Annotated in this window: 20 protein-coding genes, 1 tRNA gene and 1 pseudogene; 15 read left to right on the top strand and 7 right to left on the bottom strand. The window is 66.4% G+C overall.

What is annotated here, in order from left to right; genetic code table 11:
* The first annotated feature begins 13 nt into the window (after window positions 1–13).
* Window positions 14–652, top strand: a complete 639-nt coding sequence (locus ABZS43_RS02140; protein WP_355033937.1) for a carboxymuconolactone decarboxylase family protein — start codon at window positions 14–16, stop codon at window positions 650–652.
* An 11-nt stretch (window positions 653–663) separates the two neighbouring features.
* On the opposite strand, the gene ABZS43_RS02145 is transcribed toward ABZS43_RS02140, so the two are convergent.
* Window positions 664–1152 carry a DUF6194 family protein gene (locus tag ABZS43_RS02145; RefSeq protein ID WP_355033938.1) on the bottom strand — a complete coding sequence of 163 codons (489 nt, stop codon included), beginning with the start codon at window positions 1150–1152 and terminating at the stop codon, window positions 664–666.
* Window positions 1153–1215: 63 nt separating this feature from the next.
* On the opposite strand from ABZS43_RS02145, the gene ABZS43_RS02150 reads away from it, so the two are divergent.
* Together ABZS43_RS02150 and ABZS43_RS02155 are read left to right on the top strand one after the other, a co-directional pair.
* Window positions 1216–1929, top strand: coding sequence for a MerR family transcriptional regulator (locus ABZS43_RS02150; RefSeq protein WP_355033939.1), 714 nt, complete (start codon window positions 1216–1218; stop codon window positions 1927–1929).
* 168 nt (window positions 1930–2097) lie between these two features.
* Window positions 2098–2250, top strand: a complete 153-nt coding sequence (locus ABZS43_RS02155; RefSeq protein WP_355033940.1) for a hypothetical protein — start codon at window positions 2098–2100, stop codon at window positions 2248–2250.
* A gap of 108 nt (window positions 2251–2358) precedes the next feature.
* Here the strand turns inward: ABZS43_RS02155 and ABZS43_RS02160 are convergent, their stop codons facing one another.
* Window positions 2359–2694: a metalloregulator ArsR/SmtB family transcription factor gene (locus ABZS43_RS02160; protein ID WP_355033985.1), complete on the bottom strand. Its 336-nt coding sequence runs from the start codon at window positions 2692–2694 to the stop codon at window positions 2359–2361.
* A 133-nt stretch (window positions 2695–2827) separates the two neighbouring features.
* On the opposite strand from ABZS43_RS02160, the pseudogene ABZS43_RS02165 reads away from it, so the two are divergent.
* The 6 genes and pseudogenes from ABZS43_RS02165 to ABZS43_RS02190 all read left to right on the top strand — a co-directional run.
* A pseudogene (locus tag ABZS43_RS02165) lies at window positions 2828–3463 on the top strand (energy-coupling factor ABC transporter permease); the annotation flags it as partial.
* Window positions 3464–3514: 51 nt separating this feature from the next.
* Window positions 3515–3892, top strand: a complete 378-nt coding sequence (locus tag ABZS43_RS02170) for a PDGLE domain-containing protein (protein WP_355033986.1) — start codon at window positions 3515–3517, stop codon at window positions 3890–3892.
* Window positions 3893–4657, top strand: a complete 765-nt coding sequence (cbiQ, locus tag ABZS43_RS02175; RefSeq protein WP_355033941.1) for a cobalt ECF transporter T component CbiQ — start codon at window positions 3893–3895, stop codon at window positions 4655–4657.
* Window positions 4654–5367: an ABC transporter ATP-binding protein gene (locus ABZS43_RS02180; RefSeq protein WP_355033942.1), complete on the top strand. Its 714-nt coding sequence runs from the start codon at window positions 4654–4656 to the stop codon at window positions 5365–5367. The genes cbiQ and ABZS43_RS02180 overlap by 4 nt, the downstream gene beginning before the upstream one ends.
* A 98-nt stretch (window positions 5368–5465) precedes the next feature.
* Window positions 5466–6872 (top strand): FAD-binding oxidoreductase, encoded by a 1407-nt coding sequence (locus ABZS43_RS02185; RefSeq protein WP_355033943.1) that lies wholly within the window; start codon window positions 5466–5468, stop codon window positions 6870–6872.
* Between the two features lie 54 nt (window positions 6873–6926).
* Window positions 6927–7964 carry a YdcF family protein gene (locus tag ABZS43_RS02190; protein WP_355033944.1) on the top strand — a complete coding sequence of 346 codons (1038 nt, stop codon included), beginning with the start codon at window positions 6927–6929 and terminating at the stop codon, window positions 7962–7964.
* On the opposite strand, the gene ABZS43_RS02195 is transcribed toward ABZS43_RS02190, so the two are convergent.
* Complete coding sequence (locus ABZS43_RS02195) at window positions 7958–8698, bottom strand: glucose 1-dehydrogenase (protein WP_355033945.1); 741 nt, start codon at window positions 8696–8698, stop codon at window positions 7958–7960. The genes ABZS43_RS02190 and ABZS43_RS02195 overlap by 7 nt on opposite strands.
* Before the next feature lie 168 nt (window positions 8699–8866).
* On the bottom strand, window positions 8867–10264 hold the full coding sequence (locus tag ABZS43_RS02200; protein WP_355033946.1) for a wax ester/triacylglycerol synthase family O-acyltransferase: 1398 nt from the start codon (window positions 10262–10264) through the stop codon (window positions 8867–8869).
* Window positions 10265–10524: 260 nt separating this feature from the next.
* Between ABZS43_RS02200 and ABZS43_RS02205 the strand changes: the two genes are divergently transcribed.
* Genes ABZS43_RS02205 through ABZS43_RS02215 form a run of 3 tightly spaced genes read left to right on the top strand, consistent with a single transcriptional unit; the run spans window position 10525 to window position 14382 of the window.
* Window positions 10525–11427, top strand: a complete 903-nt coding sequence (locus ABZS43_RS02205; protein WP_355033947.1) for a metal-dependent hydrolase — start codon at window positions 10525–10527, stop codon at window positions 11425–11427.
* On the top strand, window positions 11424–12524 hold the full coding sequence (locus tag ABZS43_RS02210) for a PDR/VanB family oxidoreductase (protein WP_355033948.1): 1101 nt from the start codon (window positions 11424–11426) through the stop codon (window positions 12522–12524). The genes ABZS43_RS02205 and ABZS43_RS02210 overlap by 4 nt, the downstream gene beginning before the upstream one ends.
* 40 nt (window positions 12525–12564) lie before the next feature.
* The gene (locus ABZS43_RS02215) at window positions 12565–14382 is read left to right on the top strand and encodes an SDR family oxidoreductase (protein WP_355033949.1); all 1818 of its coding nucleotides are present in this window, start codon (window positions 12565–12567) and stop codon (window positions 14380–14382) included.
* Here ABZS43_RS02215 and ABZS43_RS02220 read toward each other — a convergent pair.
* Both ABZS43_RS02220 and ABZS43_RS02225 read right to left on the bottom strand, forming a co-directional pair.
* On the bottom strand, window positions 14379–14909 hold the full coding sequence (locus tag ABZS43_RS02220; RefSeq protein ID WP_355033987.1) for a hypothetical protein: 531 nt from the start codon (window positions 14907–14909) through the stop codon (window positions 14379–14381). The genes ABZS43_RS02215 and ABZS43_RS02220 overlap by 4 nt on opposite strands.
* Window positions 14910–15160: 251 nt before the next feature.
* Window positions 15161–15418 (bottom strand): hypothetical protein, encoded by a 258-nt coding sequence (locus tag ABZS43_RS02225; protein WP_355033950.1) that lies wholly within the window; start codon window positions 15416–15418, stop codon window positions 15161–15163.
* A gap of 112 nt (window positions 15419–15530) precedes the next feature.
* Here ABZS43_RS02225 and ABZS43_RS02230 point away from each other — a divergent pair, with 112 nt between their 5' ends.
* Both ABZS43_RS02230 and ABZS43_RS02235 read left to right on the top strand, forming a co-directional pair.
* On the top strand, window positions 15531–16526 hold the full coding sequence (locus ABZS43_RS02230; protein WP_355033951.1) for a zinc-binding dehydrogenase: 996 nt from the start codon (window positions 15531–15533) through the stop codon (window positions 16524–16526).
* Window positions 16527–16593: 67 nt separating this feature from the next.
* Window positions 16594–16761 carry a hypothetical protein gene (locus ABZS43_RS02235; RefSeq protein WP_355033952.1) on the top strand — a complete coding sequence of 56 codons (168 nt, stop codon included), beginning with the start codon at window positions 16594–16596 and terminating at the stop codon, window positions 16759–16761.
* 6 nt (window positions 16762–16767) lie between these two features.
* Here ABZS43_RS02235 and ABZS43_RS02240 read toward each other — a convergent pair whose 3' ends face one another.
* Complete coding sequence (locus ABZS43_RS02240; RefSeq protein WP_355033953.1) at window positions 16768–17199, bottom strand: nitroreductase family deazaflavin-dependent oxidoreductase; 432 nt, start codon at window positions 17197–17199, stop codon at window positions 16768–16770.
* A 123-nt stretch (window positions 17200–17322) separates the two neighbouring features.
* Between ABZS43_RS02240 and ABZS43_RS02245 the strand changes: the two genes are divergently transcribed.
* Window positions 17323–17396 (top strand) — tRNA-Ile (locus tag ABZS43_RS02245).
* The last annotated feature ends 280 nt before the right edge of the window (window positions 17397–17676 follow it).

Genomic DNA, 17676 nt, shown 5'->3' on the forward strand with positions numbered 1-17676 from the left:
AAGGAATACCGACATGCCCCGACTGCGTGAAGTGCCCCGTGCCGAAGTCACCGACGAGAGGATTCTGTTCTTCTACGACAGGCTGTTCGGCCCCGACAAGGACCCCGCCGTCGATCACGGCACCATCCACGCCACGCCCGGCGACTGGTGGACCGTATTCGCGCAGTCGCCAGAGGTATTCCGGCATGCCGTGCGCGGTTTCTCCGTCTACCGCAACGCGACACTCGATTCGACGCTGCGCGAATTGGGCCAGTGCCGGGCCGGTTACGCCCGCGGAAGTCAATTCGTCTTCTCCCAGCACTGCAAGCAGATGCGCTCGCTGGGTGTGCCGGAGGCGACGATAGCGGCGATTCCGCACTGGCAGGTCAGCGACTGTTTCTCCCCGCTCGAACGGGCCGTGCTCGCCTATACCGATGCCCTCGTCTACGACGGCGGACGCGTCGCGGACGAGGTGTTCGATGTGCTGAAAGCCCATCTGACAGATCGCGAAATCCTCGAACTCACCTACATCACCACCCTCTACGACATGCACGCCACCATCTGCCGGGCGTTACGTCTCGAGTACGACGACAGGCCAGAGCCCATCGAGGAAGTCCGGCTGCCCGAAGGCGTGCGCGCCCGCGATCTGGCGGAGGATCTGTCCGGAGCCTGACCTGCTCAGATCTACGGCGAAGGCCGGTACCGGGAGCGGGCCAGGTCGTGGGCGGTGCGCAGCAATTCCCTGACCGCCGCTTGCGTGCGAGGGCCGGGGTTGACCACGGCCAGCCAGCCCTGCGGCCCGTAGACGGGGTGGGCGAATATCGTGTCGGTCGCACCGGGGTCGGCGGTGGTGGCGGCGGCGTCGGTGGTGGCGGCGGTGGCGGTGGCGGCGTCGCGGGGTGGGTGCCCCGTCCAGGCGGTGAAGGCGGGTTTCCCGGCGAAGAGATTCAGCCGGAAGGTGTCGGGGCGATCCAGCCGGGATCGCTCGTCGTCGGGATAGTTCTTGGTGACGATCGTGGCGAAGGGCTGGGTCCGGGGGATGACGCCGTCGGGGGCGTAGTAGAAGAACGTGTCGCCCCAACTGATCTCGGGTGAGCCGTCGCCCGGCTGCGGGGTGAGCGTCAGGACGCCGCCGAGTTCGGTGAGGTATTCGATGATCTGGTCGATTTCCACATGTTCTAGCGTGGCATTCATGTGCTTGTGGAGAGTTCGGGCGGCATATACCGAGAACAGCGGGTGAATAGTCTGCAATCACCTGTGCTGCGCACGGCGGATGTCGCACGCGGAGCCGGGTATTCCGTCCAGCAGGTGCGCAAACTCGAACGTGACGGTGTGCTCGCGCCCGCGACGCGCTCGGCCTCCGGCTACCGGAGCTATACGCAGGCGCATGTGGCTGCCGCGCTGGCCTATCGTGCGCTCGCCATCGGCGCGGGTCCGGCCGAGGCGCGCAGAATTGTGCGTGCCGCGCACGCCTATCCCGCCTCGGACCTGTTCGCCCTGCTGGATGCCGCGCACGCGCGTCTGGATACCGAGCGCCGAGACGTCCGGTCGGCGAAGGATGCGGCGGCGACGATCGCGGTGGAGCCCATCGGCGATGTCCGGCCGGCGGATTCGATGACCATCTCCGAACTCGGTCGCGCTCTGGGAGTACGTCCGTCGACCTTGCGTCACTGGGACGCCGAAGGGCTCGTCGTGCCGCATCGCGCTGGGCCGCACGGAACGCGCGTCTACACGCCCGGCGACGTTCGCGACGCGCGGATCGTCCACCAATTGCGGCTGGCCGGATACCGCATCGCGCCGCTGCGGGCCCTGATGCCCGAGTTGCGGCGTGCGCGCCGATGGGACGAGGTGTCGGCGATGTTGGCGGCGCGGGAGTCGAATATCGACGCTCGTTCGCGCGCGCTGCTCGAAGGCGCCGCCGCGCTCGGTGCGGTGATTTCGGCGAGCTGATCTCGAGGCGATGAACCCGGCGCTGTGAGCCCGCGCGGCAGGTGACGGCCTCGGGCCGGAGGGGGTGGTCCGAGGCCGTCAGAGAGGTCATCGCGGCCCCGCTCGATCGGGTTAACACGTGGATATGACTGCCTTTTCGGCACTCCGGTGTCCCGCGCGAATGCCTCTGTGTCACAGCGCGAACAGTGCTACATGGTCACACCGGCCGATTACGGCACCGTCGAATTCAATCTCCACAGCACGCGCCTGCACACCGAGCCCGGAGACGTGTGCATGAACGCGGGTCCGGTCGGAACCGCGCTGCTCAATTCGCTGCACTGACCGAACCCGGAATCGATCGCAGGCTTTCGCCGCGCTGCGTGGCTGTGTCGTCACGTCCGGTATCCCGCCGCGTTCGCACCGCGTTCACACCGCGCAGCGCGCGTAGTTCTAACGTTCGGCCGGTTCGGAAGCGTGGGTGGCGCCGATCCAGTGCAGCAGTTGGTGGATCGTCTCGTCCGCCAGGCTGTAGCGCACGATTCGGCCGGTCTTGGACGCGGTGACCCAGCCCTGGTAGCGCAGCAGACGCAGGGCGTGCGACGCCGCGGTCGCCGACATGCCCACCGCGGCGGCGAGGTCGGTGACGCTCTGGCCGGGGGTGTGATGCAGGCATACGAGCAGCCGGAGCCGATTGGCGTCGGAGAGCAGTTCGAATCGACGGGCCCAGTGCTCGATGCCTGCCGCATCCAGGCCCGGCACTTCGGTGCGGGCGTGTTCGGGGTCCAGCGGGGCGCTCGATGCCACTGTCTACTCTGCCGTTCTCTCCTCGACGGGCCGGTCATCGCAATGTTCACATATCGGTTCACTTGAACATATATTGCGAGTATGGTCTGTGGAGGTGAGTGACACCACCTCGGCCATGCATATGAGCGATGGCATAGTGGACGCGCCGACCGCGCTGATTTTCGCGGTCATCGCCCTCGCGGGACTCGGGGTCGCGGCGTGGCGAGCACGGGCCGACCTGGACGAACGCGCGGCGCCGATGGCGGGGCTGGTCGCGGCGTTCCTCTTCGCGGTGCAGATGGTGAACTTTCCGATCCTGCCCGGCGTGAGCGGGCATCTACTCGGCGGCGCGCTCGCCGCGATCCTGGTCGGCCCCGCTGTGGGGGCGCTGTGCGTGGCGATCGTGCTGGTCGTCCAGGCCCTGCTGTTCGCCGACGGCGGTTTGACGGCGCTGGGCACGAATATCACGAATATGGCCCTGATCGGAGTGGCCGTCGGCTATCTGAGCGCACGCTTGGTGCTGCCTCTCGCGTCGAGTCGCGGCGGCGTCGGCGCGGTCGCATTCGTCGCCGCGTTCGTCGGAACCGTCGGCGCTTGCCTGGGTTTCGTCGCCGAGTACGCGATCGGTGGGGCGACCGGTTCCGCCGTCGGCACCGTCGCCTGGTACATGCTCGGCACGCACGCGCTGATCGGCATCGGGGAGGGGATGATCACCGCGATCACCGTCGTCGCCGTCGTCAACGCCCGTCCCGACCTGGTCTATCTGCTGCGTGCCACCGGCCGGACGGCTGACGGCACGGCCCCCCGGCGCGCCGCCCTATCGATGAACGCCTTCCTGTTCGGCTTCGCCGCGGTCGCGGTACTCGTCGCCGGGCTGCTGTCCTATGCGGCGAGTTCGTTACCGGACGGCTTGGACGCCACGACGCGGCACGGGTGCGTCATGGTCGAGGTCGGCACGGCGCAGGAATTTCACGGCGATTGCCTGGCCCGGCACGCCGAGGAGCACGCACTGGCGAATTCGCCGCTGGCCGACTACACCATCGGCGGCGACGACCGGCTGACCGGCATCGCGGGAATTCTCGGAGTCGCCGCGGCCTTCGCCGCACTGTTCGCGGTGGTGCGGATCATCAGGGCAGCGGGCTCGGATAGTGAACGCGCCGAACACAACCCGGACCTGCCGACGGAATCGGAGTCCACGTAGGTGAGCGCCATCGTCAGTCACCGACTGCACCTACCCGGCACTTCGCCGGTGCATCGAGTTCCGGCCGAAGTGAAGATCGTCTGCGCCGTGGTGGCGGTATTCGCCGTGGTAGCGACACCGCGCGAGATGTTCTGGCCGTTCGCGGTCTACGCGGCCGGTGTGATCGTGGCCTGGCGGTCGGCGCGGATCGGGCTCCGGTGGATCGCGCCGCGCCTGCTCATCGAACTGCCCTTCGTCGTGCTGGCGATACTGCTGCCGTTCGCGGCGGGAGAACCGAGAACGACGGTGCTCGGATTGTCGCTGTCGACCACGGGCCTCTACGCCGCCTGGGGGATCATCGCGAAAGGAACTATCGGAGTGGCGATTTCACTGACCGTGGCGGCAACGACGAGTATCAGGGAACTGCCGGGCGGCCTCAGCAGACTGCACGTGCCCGCCATGATCGTCGTGATCGTGGTGCTGATGCTGCGCTACGTGGATGTGATCGCCGACGAGGCCGCCCGCATGCGGCTGGCACGGATCTCACGCGGCGACGACCCGCGCACGATCCGCCAGATCGGCGCGACCGCGCGCGGAGTCGGAAACCTGTTCCTGCGTTCCTATGAACGCGGCGAACGTGTGCATCTGGCGATGCTGTCGCGCGGATTCACCGGCGTCATCACCGAGTACGGCGCCGAGCCCGCGACCCCTCGGCAATGGGTGCTCGGGATCGTGCCCGCCGTCGCCGCGATCTGCGTCTGCGCCTGCGCCCTGGTCGTCCGGTGAGCGAGTCGGCGGCGGTGCGCCTGGTCGAGCTGACCTACGCCTATCCCGACGGCACCGCTGCGCTGCACGGAGTGGATCTCGACATCGGCACGGGGGAGCGGGTCGCCGTCCTCGGTCCCAACGGCGCGGGCAAATCCACGCTGATGCTGCATCTCAACGGGGTGCTCACCGCGACGTCCGGTGAGGTGCACATCGGCGCGACCCGCCTCGATCGCACGACCGTGCGAGTCATCCGGCAACGCGTCGGTGTGGTCTTCCAGGATCCCGACGATCAACTGTTCATGCCGACGGTCGAGCAGGATGTCGCGTTCGGCCCGGCCAATTTCGGGATGCGCGGTGAGATCCTGGCCGACAGTGTGCGTTTCGCGCTCGCGGCGGTCGGGATGTCGGATCGCGCCGACCGGTCTCCCGCCCGTCTCTCGCTCGGAGAACGCCGTCGCGCCGCGCTCGCCACCGTCCTCGCATGCCGTCCCGAGGTGCTCGTCCTCGACGAACCGGCGGCCAACCTGGATCCGGTGGCCCGCCGCGAACTCGCCGACATCCTGTCGGGCCTGCCGACCACGCTCGTCCTGGTGACCCACGACCTGCCCTATGCCCAGCGCGTCTGCGATCGCGCGGTCGTCCTCGACGCGGGCCGCATCGTCGCGGACGGGCCGATCGACGAGATCCTCGGCGACGCTGACCTGCTCGCCGCACACCGTCTGAGCTGACCGCGACCCGAGCCCGATGACGGTCAGGGTCCCATTCCAGGGGAGTCGCGATCGTGTGCCATAACTGCGGTGTGGCGACCACTGGGTACGGTGTCGGGATGAGTTCTGAGACAGGGGGATCAGTGATCGAGAGGCGTCCGCTCAGCGGCTGGAGCCGCACCGCGCCGAGTGTCGCGGACGTGCTGCGCACCAGAGACCTCGAGACCATCGCCGACGCCGTGCGTCAGGCGGGAGCGCGGGGGGTGATCGCCCGCGGACTCGGTCGCAGCTACGGCGATCCCGCGCAGAACGGCGGCGGGCTCGTCATCGATATGACCGCGTTCGACGCCATCCACTCGGTGGACGCCGAGAGCGGAATCGTCGACGTCGACGCGGGAGTCAGCCTGGATGCGCTGATGCGCGCGGTCCTACCGCAGGGCCTGTGGGTTCCGGTACTGCCGGGTACCCGTCAGGTCACCGTCGGCGGTGCGATCGCTTCCGATATCCACGGCAAGAACCATCATTCGCACGGCAGCTTCGGCAATCACGTGGTGTCGATGGACCTGCTGACGGCCGACGGAACCGTGCGTACCCTCACCCCGGAAGGTGACGAGAGCGCACTGTTCTGGGCGACGGTCGGCGGCATGGGTCTCACCGGAATCCTGGTGCGCGCACGAGTCCGGATGAAGCACACCGAGACCGCGTATTTCATCGCCGATAACGATCGCACCGCCAACCTCGACGAGACCATGGAATTGCTCACCGGCGGCTCCGATGACGGATACGACTACAGCATGTCGGTGCCGGACACCATCAGCACCGGTCCGAATCTCGGCCGCGCCGGATTCACCAGGGGCTCGCTGGCGACCCTCGACCAACTGCCCGCGAAACTTCGCCACGACCCGCTGAAATTCGACGCGCCGCAGTTGTTCACCGTGCCGGATATCTTCCCGAACGGGATGGTCAACAATCTCACCATCCGCATGGCCGCCGAGGCTGCGCACCGCGTGTATCCCGCCAAGGCGCGTGGCCGGATCCAGAATCTGACGCAGTTCTATCACCCGCTCGATCTGCTGGGGGAGTGGAACCGTGCCTACGGCCGCCGGGGCTTCCTGCAATACCAGTTCTCCATGCCTTTCGGCGCCGAGGCGCGACTCGCCGACGCGGTGCGCGCCATCGCCCGTTCGGGACATCGATCGTTCCTCAATGTCTTCAAACGCATGGGTCCGGGAAATCCCGCGCCGCTGTCGTGGCCGCATCCGGGTTTCATGCTCAGCCTGGACTTTCCATTGAAACCCGGCCTCGGGCGATTCTGTTCGGAACTGGATCAACGGGTGCTCGACGCCGGCGGCAGGCTCTATTTCGCCAAGGATTCGCGGACCACTCCGGAGACGATCAGGGCAATGTATCCGAGGCTGGACGAATGGCGCGCGATTCGCGACGCGGTGGATCCGCAGCGGATATTCGCCTCCGATCTCTCGCGCAGATTGCGGTTGATCGAGGACGAACCCGCGTTGTCGTCCTGAGATCGCGGTGACCGGCCGAGCTCGGTGACGGCGGCCGTGTCACCGGTCCGGAGGTTGCCCGCGTACCGTGACGAGGTGATATCGCTCGCCATCGGCCTGGTCCTGCTCGGTGTGTTCGCGGTGCGGTTCCACACGGACCGGAGGCGGCTCGGTAACGGCGTATTCCTGCTACTCGGCGCTGTCTTCACCGGGGTGTGGCTGAGCACCGTCGGTAACCACGAAATGCTCTGGCTGCTGGCGGCGTCGGTGCTCATTCTGTCGCCGGTATCGGTGCTCGCCCTGGCCGGATTGCTGATCGGTAACGGCGTGCAGATGGTGGTCCGCGAAGGTTTGCGCGTCCCCAACGTGCTGTCCTTCGGCGCGGGGTTCGCGCTCCTGGTTCCGTACGCGTTGTTCGTGGCAGCCGTTGTCGCCGAGAATATCTGGATCGCGGTCGGCGCCGCGTCGGTGACATTGGTCGTCGGCTATACCGGCCTGTTGCTGATCGCCTTCCTTGTCTACGCCTTCCTCTACGGACGGCTCGGCTATCAGCCGGGTATGGACGCCATCGTCGTGCACGGAGCCGGTCTCGACGGTGGGAGGGTTCCGCCGTTGCTGGCGTCGCGACTGGATCGCGCCCTCGCGGTCTTCCGTGCCGAAGTCGACTCCGGGCGATGCCCGGTGGTGGTGACCAGCGGTGGCAAGGGGGCCGACGAACACGTCTCGGAAGCCCTTGCCATGTCGACCTATCTGGTAGACAACGGCATGCCGCCCGAGGCGATCCTGCACGAGGATCTCTCGACCGACACCAGGGAGAATCTGCTGTTCACCAGGGAGTTGCTGTCCGAGCGCGGCGGTCGCGCTCGAATGGTATTGGTCACCAGTAATTTTCATATGCTGCGCACCGCGATTCTGGCCCGCAGGCTCGATCTGGACGCGGAGGTCGTCGGCGCGCGCACGGCGTTCTACTACCTGCCCAGTGCGGTTCTGCGCGAATTCGCCGGATTGATCGTCGAATACAAGTGGATCAATACCTTCGCCTGCCTGGCCCTGGTGGCGCTTCCCCCTCTGGCAGTCCTCACCATCGGACTGCCAGGGGTCCGAGTTCAGTAGGTCTTGTGCGGCACGCCGACGGTGAGACCGCCGTCGATGACGAATTCTGCCCCGGTGGAGTAGCTGGACTCGTCACTCGCGAGGAAGGTGACCAGCGCGGATACCTCCGACGCGTCAGCCGCCCGGCCCAGCGGGATCTGCAGGAAATCCGAGGGAATGCCCTCGGTCATGGGTGTGCTGATGAATCCGGGATGCACCGAATTGACGCGAATCCTGTACTGCGCCAACTCGAGCGCCGCGGATTTCGTGAGCCCGCGCACCGCGAATTTGGAGGCGGTGTAGCCGTGCAGACCGGGGCTGCCACGCATCCCCTCCACCGAGGAGATATTGACGATCGAGCCGCCGCCCGCCTCGATCATGCCGGGGGTCGCGGCCTGCATGCCGAGGAAGGTGCCGGTCAGGTTTATATCGATGATCCGCTGCCACTCGCTGAGCTCGAAATCGACCAGGAGATTGCCGTTCACGATGCCCGCGTTGTTCACCAACACGTTCGGCGCGCCGAAGCGGCGGGTGGTCTCGGCGACGGCATCGGTCCACTGCTGTTTGTCGCGCACATCGAGGTGTACGTAGGCGGCGTTGTCGCCGAGCTTATCGGCCAGTGCGGCGCCCTCGTCATCGAGCACATCGGCCAGCACCACGCGGGCGTCGTGGCCGATCATCGCCTCGGCGTGCGCCGCGCCCATGCCGCGCGCGCCGCCGCTGATCAATGCCACCTTGCCGGTCAAACGCCCCATTGCGGTCCTCCGTCGCTCGTTCCGAATGGATTTCTGGAACATGTTACAGAAGTGTGGGTGGCGGATCCGGTCGCGTTTGCCGCTCGGTCGAGCGGAGGGTCCGGTCAGCCGCCGGTGGGGCAGGCGTGACACGCGAGCCTGTTCGGCGCCGCTGGCGAACAGGGAGGGCTATGTCAATTCCGCTGCGGCGACGAGCAATTCGTCGATGACGTCGGGGACCGCGTCGGCGAGTGCCGCGATGTCGGGCACCAGTTCCCGGCAGGCGATGAAGCCGAAATCGAGGTTCCCGTTATTGGACAGCACGGTGATGGTGAGTCCCGCGCCGTGGAAGACGGGGCCGAACGGGTACATCCCGTCCACCCGCAGTCCGAGAAAGTACAGCGGCATCGGCGGGCCCGGCACATTCGATACCACCAGGTTGTGCACGACGGGGTGGAGTTCGGCCAATTTCAGCGAGGAGTACACGCGCGCGGCCAGCTGCGAAGTGTTGGGCGGCGCGTATTGCGACCAGTCCTGCAGAAAGTCCACGCCGATCAGGTCGTGTTCGCTCTTGGCGTGCCGATTCGCGGCGGATACCGTGCGCAGGCGTTCGGCCGGATCATCGATTTCGGTGCCGAGTTCGGCGAACAGCGACGACACCTTGTTGATGCCCTCGGAATGCCGGGACCGGCCGTGGACCGAGACCGGAACCGAGGCGATGAGCGAACGATCCGGTAACTCGTCGTGTTTGTCCAGGTAATCGCGCAACACGCCGCCGACCACCGTCATCACCACATCGTTGACCGTCACCCCGAACGCCGCCTTGATCTGTTTGACGGCATCGAGATCCGATTCGGTGAACGCCACAGCGCGCTCCGGGCCGATGGCCTTGTTGAAGGGGGCGCGCGGCGCCGTCAGCGGCAATGCCATTCCGCGCTCTTTATTGCGCCGCCGCTGCGCGAAACCGGCGACCATGCCGAGGGTCTTCGGCACCATTCCCAAGAATCCGGCCCGGCCGGGGAAGCGAACAATGGCGTCGGTCAGCAGTTTCCAGTTGCCCGGTTGTGGTTCCGGCTTCCAGTCCTCGGCGGGGTGTGCCCGGTCCGCGTGCGGATCCGTATCGCACAGGTGCATCAGCATGTCGGCGCCGGTGATCCCGTCCACGGCGGAGTGGTGATATTTGCAGATCACCGCGATTCTTCCGTCCGCGAGGCCCTCGACCACATGCATCTCCCACAGCGGGCGGTCGCGATCCATCGGAATACTCGCGATATCGCCGACCACCTCGGCCAGCTCGCGTCTGCCCGCCGGAGCGGCGATGTCGGCGCGGTGAATGTGGTTGTCCAGATCGAAATCGGGGTCCTCCACCCACACCGGGTGGTCCAGATTGAGCGGGACTTCGCGCATGCGTCGGCGCATCTGCGGGACCAGGGGTAGTCGTCTGCCGACGTGGTCCTTGAACGAGTCGAAGGAATACGGTGTGCTCCCCGTGGCCGGATCGAGTATCAGCAGTGCGCAGATGTGCAGGTGCTGAGTTCCGGTCTCGAGGTAGAGGAAACTGGCATCCAGTCCGGTCAATCGTTCCATAGCGAAATCCTACTAGAACGTGTTCTAATTTTGGCCCGCGCGGCCAGGGTGATCGATCACAGCGAACGGGCGTCTTTTCGCTATCGCTATTCCCTGGCGGGGTGGAATCAAACCCCTGAACTGCGGCATCACCCGGGAAAGCTGTAAGTGTTACTCGTAGTTCTATATATGTGTATGATTATCGATACAGTCACACGGGTACGGCGCAACGGTGCGGTCGTGGGCCGCTCGTGTGTGAGCTGTGTGATCGAGGAGTATCGATGAAGCTACTTCGCCGGGGTGAGCGGCGGCCGGAGACCGATCCCGGCGAAGTCGCGCTGCACGCGCGCAACGTCCGGTTCGATTGGGCGGATACGCCGCTGCACTGGATGCCGTCCGAGCCGATCGCCTCGCACGTGATCAACGCCCTGAATCTGCTGCTGCCCGAGGGGGAGCGGATGTTCTGCGCCGCCTACTCCGAGGCGCTGCCCTACGTGAAGGACGACACGCTGCGCGAGGCCATGCGCGGCTTCATCGGCCAGGAATCGATGCACGCCGAGACGCACGACAAGGTGCTGCGCGAAGTGCTCGCCGCCAACGGCATCGATCCGGCGCGATACGTGCGTCAAGCCGAATTCCTCTTTCGCAAGACATTGGGGCCGACCGATGCCGAGGGCGCCGCGAAGCAGCAGCAGATGGTCGAACGACTGGCTGTCATCGCCTGCCTCGAACATTTCTTCGCCTATCTCGGCGACTGGGTGCTCAACGCAGATCTGGAGAAATTCGATGCCGACCCGAGGGTGGCGGACCTGTTCCGCTGGCACGGCGCGGAAGAGGTCGAGCACCGGCATGTCGCGCACGATGTCGCGGTGTATTTCGGCGCGGGCTATATGCGCCGCGCGGCGGTCATGACATTGGTCTTCCCGATCTTTCTCACCCTGGTTCTCCGTGGGGCCAAATTCATGGTCCGCGAGGACACCGCGCTCCCGAACCTCGGCTACCCGCGCCTGCTCACGCGCGTATTCGGCGCCATGCGGCGGGGCGCGCTGCCGGGAGTGCCCTCGCTGCTGCGCAGTGCGTTGTCGACGTTCGAACCCGGCTACCACCCGGAGTCGGTGGGGTCGACCGCCCAAGCCGTCGCCTACTTGGCGGCATCACCCGCTGCGCGGGCCGTGGCCCCGTGAGTCCGCGACCCGTTCTCGAGCGAGGGCCCGCGGATCTGTTCGGCAGACGTGGGCGGGATCGCGCGGTCCTGGTGCTGGACGCTGTCGCCTCGGCGCGGCTGAAATGGACGACGATCGTCAATCGCCGCGAAATCGGACCACCGGAGCGCGATCGCGGACTGGCCCGGGTGGTGACAGGGCGACGGATCGAGGCGCGCGATCAGGATGTGGTGAGCCTGCGACTGGAAGCCCCCGATCGCCGGGAGCTACCGCGGTGGCGACCAGGGGCGCATCTCGATCTGGAGTTGCCGTCGGGACGACTGCGGCAGTATTCGCTCTGCGGAGATCCGGCCGAGCGTCGTAGCTACCGGGTCGCCGTGCGCCGCATCCCCAGCGGTGGCGGTTCGGTGGAGGTGCACGACGCCCTCGAAGTCGGAACGCCGATTGTCGTGCGAGGTCCGCGCAACGCTTTTCCGTTCGCCGTTCCCGGGCACGGATCACCCTCCACCCGTGTGCATTTCGTCGCGGGCGGCATCGGCATCACGCCGATTCTGCCGATGGCGCGGCTGGCGCTGCGGCTCGGACTCGACTGGTCCATGGTGTACACCGGCCGCAGCCGCGACACCCTTGCTTTCCTGGACGAGATCGCCGGTTTCGGCGACCGGGTGATCGTCCGCACCGACGACGAACACGGACTCCCCGACGCGGCGGCGCTGCTACCCGGTGTCGACAGCGCGACCGCCGTCTATTGCTGTGGACCCGCCCCGATGACGACGGCCGTCGCCGATGCCCTGCGGCACAGGCGTATCGAACTGCATTCGGAGCGGTTCGCGCCGCCGCCGATCATCGACGGACAGCCGTTCCAGATCGAATTCGCCTCCAGCGGTGAGATATTCGACGTGGCGCGGGACCGGTCGGCGCTCGATGTCATTCTGGAGCGGCGTCCGGATCGGCCGTACTCGTGTCGCCAGGGCTTCTGCCGCACCTGCACTGTCCGTGTACTGGCCGGCGAACCGGACCATCGCGAGACCGTACTCACCGCGGCCGAACACGCCGCGGGTGACATGCTCGTCTGCGTATCGCGCGCGGAGGGCGGGCGTTTGGTGCTCGACCTGTGACGATGGCAGTACACACCAGGGGAATCAGGAGAACACGGAAATGACGACATCCGAGTTCGACGGGACGGTCACGGAACGCATCGTGCGCAACGACGGGTTCGAGATCGCCGCCTACGAATACGGTGATCCGGCCGAGGAAACCGTCGTGCTGGTGCACGGATGGCCCGATACCCATCACCTCTGGGACGCGGTGGTGCCGCTGCTGGCTCGGCGATTCCACGTCGTCACCTACGACACCCGCGGCCACGGACAGTCCACCCGCACCCGGCGCACCGCGGACTACCGTCTCGCCGCGCTCGCCTCCGACTTCTTCGCCGTCGCCGACGCGGTCAGCCCGGACCGGCCGGTCCATGTCCTCGCCCACGACTGGGGTTCGATCCAGCTGTGGGAAGCCGTCTGCGAACCCCGCGCCGCGGCCAGGGTCGCCTCCTTCACCTCGGTATCGGGGCCGAATCTGGATCACGTCGGAAAGTGGGTGCGCGCCAAGCTGTCCCGGCCCACCCCGCGCAATCTGTGGCAGCCCTTCAGCCAACTGCTGTCTTCGGGGTACATCGCCTTCTCGATGACACCCGGGCTCGACCGGATCTTCCGCGTGGTGGCGCAGGAGAATCGCTGGCAGCGGATCGTCTCCCTCATGAACGACACGCCACCCTCGAATATCTCCCTCGGCCCGACCTTCCGGCGCGACGCCATCGAGGGACTGCTCATCTACCGGGCGAATATCCTGCCGCGCATGCTCGCCCCGCGTGAGCGCAGGACCGAGGTTCCCGTGCAATTGATCGTCGCCGGGCGCGACGTCGCGATCCGGCCCGCCGGTTACGACGACTCCCACAAATGGGTTTCGCGCCTGTGGCGTCGCGATGTGCCCGCCGGGCACTGGATGCCGTTCTCACACCCGGAATTGCTGGCAACCGCCACCACCGAATTGATCGATGCCCTCCGCGACGGGGTCGCGCCGCGAGGACTCCGCCGCGCCGAAACCCACGGCCCCGAAACCCGCAGCGCCGCCACCCGCAGACCCAAAAACCGCAGCGGCAAAAGACGTTTCGAACATCAATTGGTGGTGATCACCGGCGCTGGCAGCGGAATCGGACGCGAGACCGCGCTGGCCTTCGCCCGCCGCGGGGCCGAAATCGTGCTGTCCGACATCAATCTGGACGCGGCGAAGGAAACCGCCGAACTCATCGCCGCCGAACACGGTGTGGCGCACGCCTACCAGCTCGACGTCGCCGACGAGAATCAGGTGCGATCGCACGCCTCCGACGTCCTCGCCGCTCACGGCGTGCCGGATATCCTCGTCAACAACGCCGGTATCGGTCAGGCGGGCGGATTCTTCGACACCCCGTCCGCCGAATTCGATCGCGTCATGAGGGTCAACCTCGGCGGCGTGGTCAACGGATGCCGAGCCTTCGGGGCCGCGATGGCGGCGCGCGGTCTCGGCGGACATATCGTCAACCTGTCCAGCATGGCCGCCTACAGCCCACAGCAGGGTTTCAGCGCGTATTCCACCAGTAAGTCGGCGGTATTCATGTTCTCGGACTGCCTGCGCTCCGAACTGGTCGGCCGCGGTATCTCGGTCCACACCATCTGCCCCGGAGTCGTGCACACCAATATCGTCTCCACCACCACCTTCTCCGGCGTCAGCGCCGAGGAGGAGAAGCGCAAGCGGGACCGGTACGACGATCTCTACCGCAAGCGCCGCTACACACCCGACAAGGTCGCCGAGCAGATCGTGCGCGCGGTCGAATGTGATCGCAGCATCGTCCCCATCACCCCCGAGGCGCGCCTGCAACTCCAGTTCAGCCGTTTCGTCCCCGCGGCGGTCCGCTTCGTCGCCGCGCGGGTGAAACTCACCTAGGCACCGCCGGTGCCCGGTCGCCCCAGTTCGGCCTCGATGGCCGCCACCCGCCGCGCGTCGATCCCCCACGGGTGGTCGACGCCGACGTGGCGGTCCAGATCCCACAGCACACAGGTTTCGCCGGGATGGGCCACCATCGACCAGGCCACGACCGTGCGGCCGAGCTGTTCGGACATCGAGCCGTTCGACGTGCCGGGGCGCGCGCCGGGTTTGACGAAATTATCGCCATCGGGGAAATGATGGAGAAAGCGACCGTAGGCGGCCGTGCAGAAGGCCGCGTACCGCTCCGTGCACAGGATCAGGCCGTGCCACGCCTCGTCCACCGCGTGCGATGGCATGCCGACGACCTGGCCGTCGCGCATCGCCGCACCGCAGCAGCGCAACCATTGGCGCAGACCGGTCTCCACCAGATCCCGTGGCTGCCACGGACATGTTTTGAACACCGCTTCGGGTAGTTCGAGTGCCGCCACCGCCCGGTCGACCTCGCCGAGGTCGACCCGGCGTCGAAGCCGGTCTCGAGATCGCAAAAGCACCACGATTCACTGTACGGCGGCGCGAGCGCGCCGCAGCCGGTTCGGACGGACCGACGGCGTGAACATGGCTACCATTCCGGCATGATGCTGTTTCTCGTCATCGTGGGCTTCGTTCTGCTGCTGATCGGCGGCATCGTGACCTTCGTCGTCTTCATGATCAACCAGGCGACCCGGCAGTTCGGCCAGGGCGGCGGTGGATGGTCCGGCGGCGGGCGCGGTCCGTGGTCGGCGGGGGAGTCGGGTGCCTACTTCGATTCCGGAGTCGGATCCTCCTGCGGCGGCTCCGGTTCTTCCTGTAGCGGCGGCTCCGACAGCGGAGGCTGGTCGGGCGGGGACAGCGGCAGTTGTAGCGGCGGCGGCAGCAGCGCCAGTAGCTGCGGTGGGGGAAGCAGTTGCGGTGGGGGCAGCAGCAGTACCAGTTGCGGCGGTGGCAGTAGTTGCGGGGGTGGCAGTAGCTGCGGGGGTGGCAGTAGCTGCGGCGGCGGCTCCTGAGCCGGTGCCACAGCGGATTCCGCGCTGAGCGAAATCCGCCAGGAGCATTTGACCTCAATCAAGCTTCAGGTTCCATGCTTGTCGTTGTCCGAGAAACGGGCAAGGAATCATAGGAGGCAGGTCATGCGCGCAGTACACGTGACGCGATTCGGCGGACCCGAAGTACTCGAGGTGCGGGAAGTGCCGGACCCGGTCGCGGCGGCGGGAGAGGTCGTCGTCGACGTCGCGGCGGCCGACGTGATGTTCCTCGACACCAAGCTGCGAAGTGGTTGGGGCACAGAATTTTTCGCCGTCGAGCCGCCCTACGTGCCCGGTGGCGCGATCGCCGGTGTCGTCACCGGGGTCGGGCCGGACGTCGATCCCGCGTGGATCGGCAAACGCGTCGCCACGGCCACAGCGGCGAGCGGAATCGGCGGCGGACTGCCGATCGGCGGATACGCCGAACGGGCGCTGGCCAAGGCGCAGACGCTGATCGAGGTTCCCGACGAGCTCACCTCGGCGCAGGCCGTCGCGCTCACCCACGACGGCAGAACCTCCCTCGCGGTATTCGACCGGGCCGCGTTGCAGCCCGGTGAATGGGTGCTGATCACCGCGGCAGGCGGCGGACTCGGCACCCTTCTCATCCAATTCGCGCATGCCGCAGGTGTGCGCGTCATCGCGGCAGCCCGTGGCTCGGAAAAACTCCGACTCGCCGAACGGCTCGGCGCCGACGCCGCCATCGACTACTCGCAACCGGACTGGGTCGACAAGGCTCGCGCAGAGACCGGGGGCGCCGGGGTGAACGTCGTCCTGGACGGCGCGGGCGGCGAGCTCGGCCGAGCCGCCACCGACACACTGGCCGACGGCGGACGTTTCATCGGATATGGCTCGGCCGCCGGAAACTTCGCAGACCTGGACCGAGCGGCGCTGGCCGCGCGCGACGTTGTCATACTCGGACTCTTCGACATCACCGGCGAGAACACCGACTGGCACGCCCTCGCCGACCGGGCGCAATCGGCCCTCGTCGCAGGCGAGATCGAGGTGGTGATCGGCCAGACCTTCACCCTGGACCAGGCGGTCGAGGCGCACGCCGCCATAGAGAATCGAACCGCGTTGGGACGCACACTGATTACAAACTGAGGCGTCTTTGATTGTGACCTGTCAACGAGATTCCGTGCGGGTGTTTGGCGGACGTTAAGGTGCGTCGGTGCAAACACTGATTGTTCTCGTTGTAGTCGCTGTCGTACTCCTGCTCGTCTTCGCCGTCGTCCAATATGCGAGCAGACCTCCGCGCGATATAAGCCGTTGGGACGATTTCGATCCCGCCGACAGCGCGGAGTACGGCTACGAAGGTGGTCGCGGCGCCGACCGCTGACTCGGCTCAGCGAGCCGGCGTCAAGACTACGACCGCGATGGGTCGCTTCGTCTTCTTCTGATACTCCGTATATCGGCCGTGATTCACCTCATCGACGATCCGCCACCGCCGGTCATAATCCGGATCACCCGGATACGTCGCCCGAGCGGTCACCATGATCTTGCGCGTCCCGACCTGGATCTCGCACAACGGCTCGGCCTTCACATTCGCCAACCACCCCGGCGGTCGCGGCGACCCGCCATTGGACGCCGTCACCAGATAATCGTCCCCATCCCGCCCGTACGTCAGCGCCGACGTACGGTCAACCCCCGTCTTCCGGCCCACCGTCCGCAACAACAGCGTCGGATTGCCGAACAACACCCGGTGCCCAACCAGCCCACGGCTGTTCTCGTACACCCACTGGTGCACCTTCAACACGTTCACGAATACACCGCCCACGACCCGGCCCTCCAGATTCGGTTGAGGCTATCGCCCAACCCTATCCACCACGTGGGGTCCGAGTGGTGCATGCCCCACCCGGGCCGGTAGTATCCCCAGGGCTGCGGTTGGTGTCGCGGAAGAGGGGCGGTAGCTCAGTCGGTTAGAGCCGTGGACTCATAATCCATTGGTCGCGGGTTCGAGCCCCGCTCGCCCCACAAACAGCCTGATCAGGGCGTTAGGGTGCTGCTCTGAGACGGACGAAAACCGCTCAAGTCTACATTTACTGGACCTGTACTCCATCGTCCCGAGGTCGGATCGCAGTGCAGGTACTCGTTCTGCTTTCCTTCGGATCCAGACACAGTAGGGCTAATGTATGGTTACCGTCCTTCCGTCTATGTGAGACTCCGACAGGGGTGACTGACATTGCGGATCCGGTATCACGATCCGTAGCATTTGCGAGGTGAGCGATACGGGGGACGCTTCGAGTTCGGGGCA

Origin of the sequence: Nocardia sp. NPDC005366 (assembly GCF_040606855.1) — a bacterium.
GTDB lineage: Bacteria > Actinomycetota > Actinomycetes > Mycobacteriales > Mycobacteriaceae > Nocardia.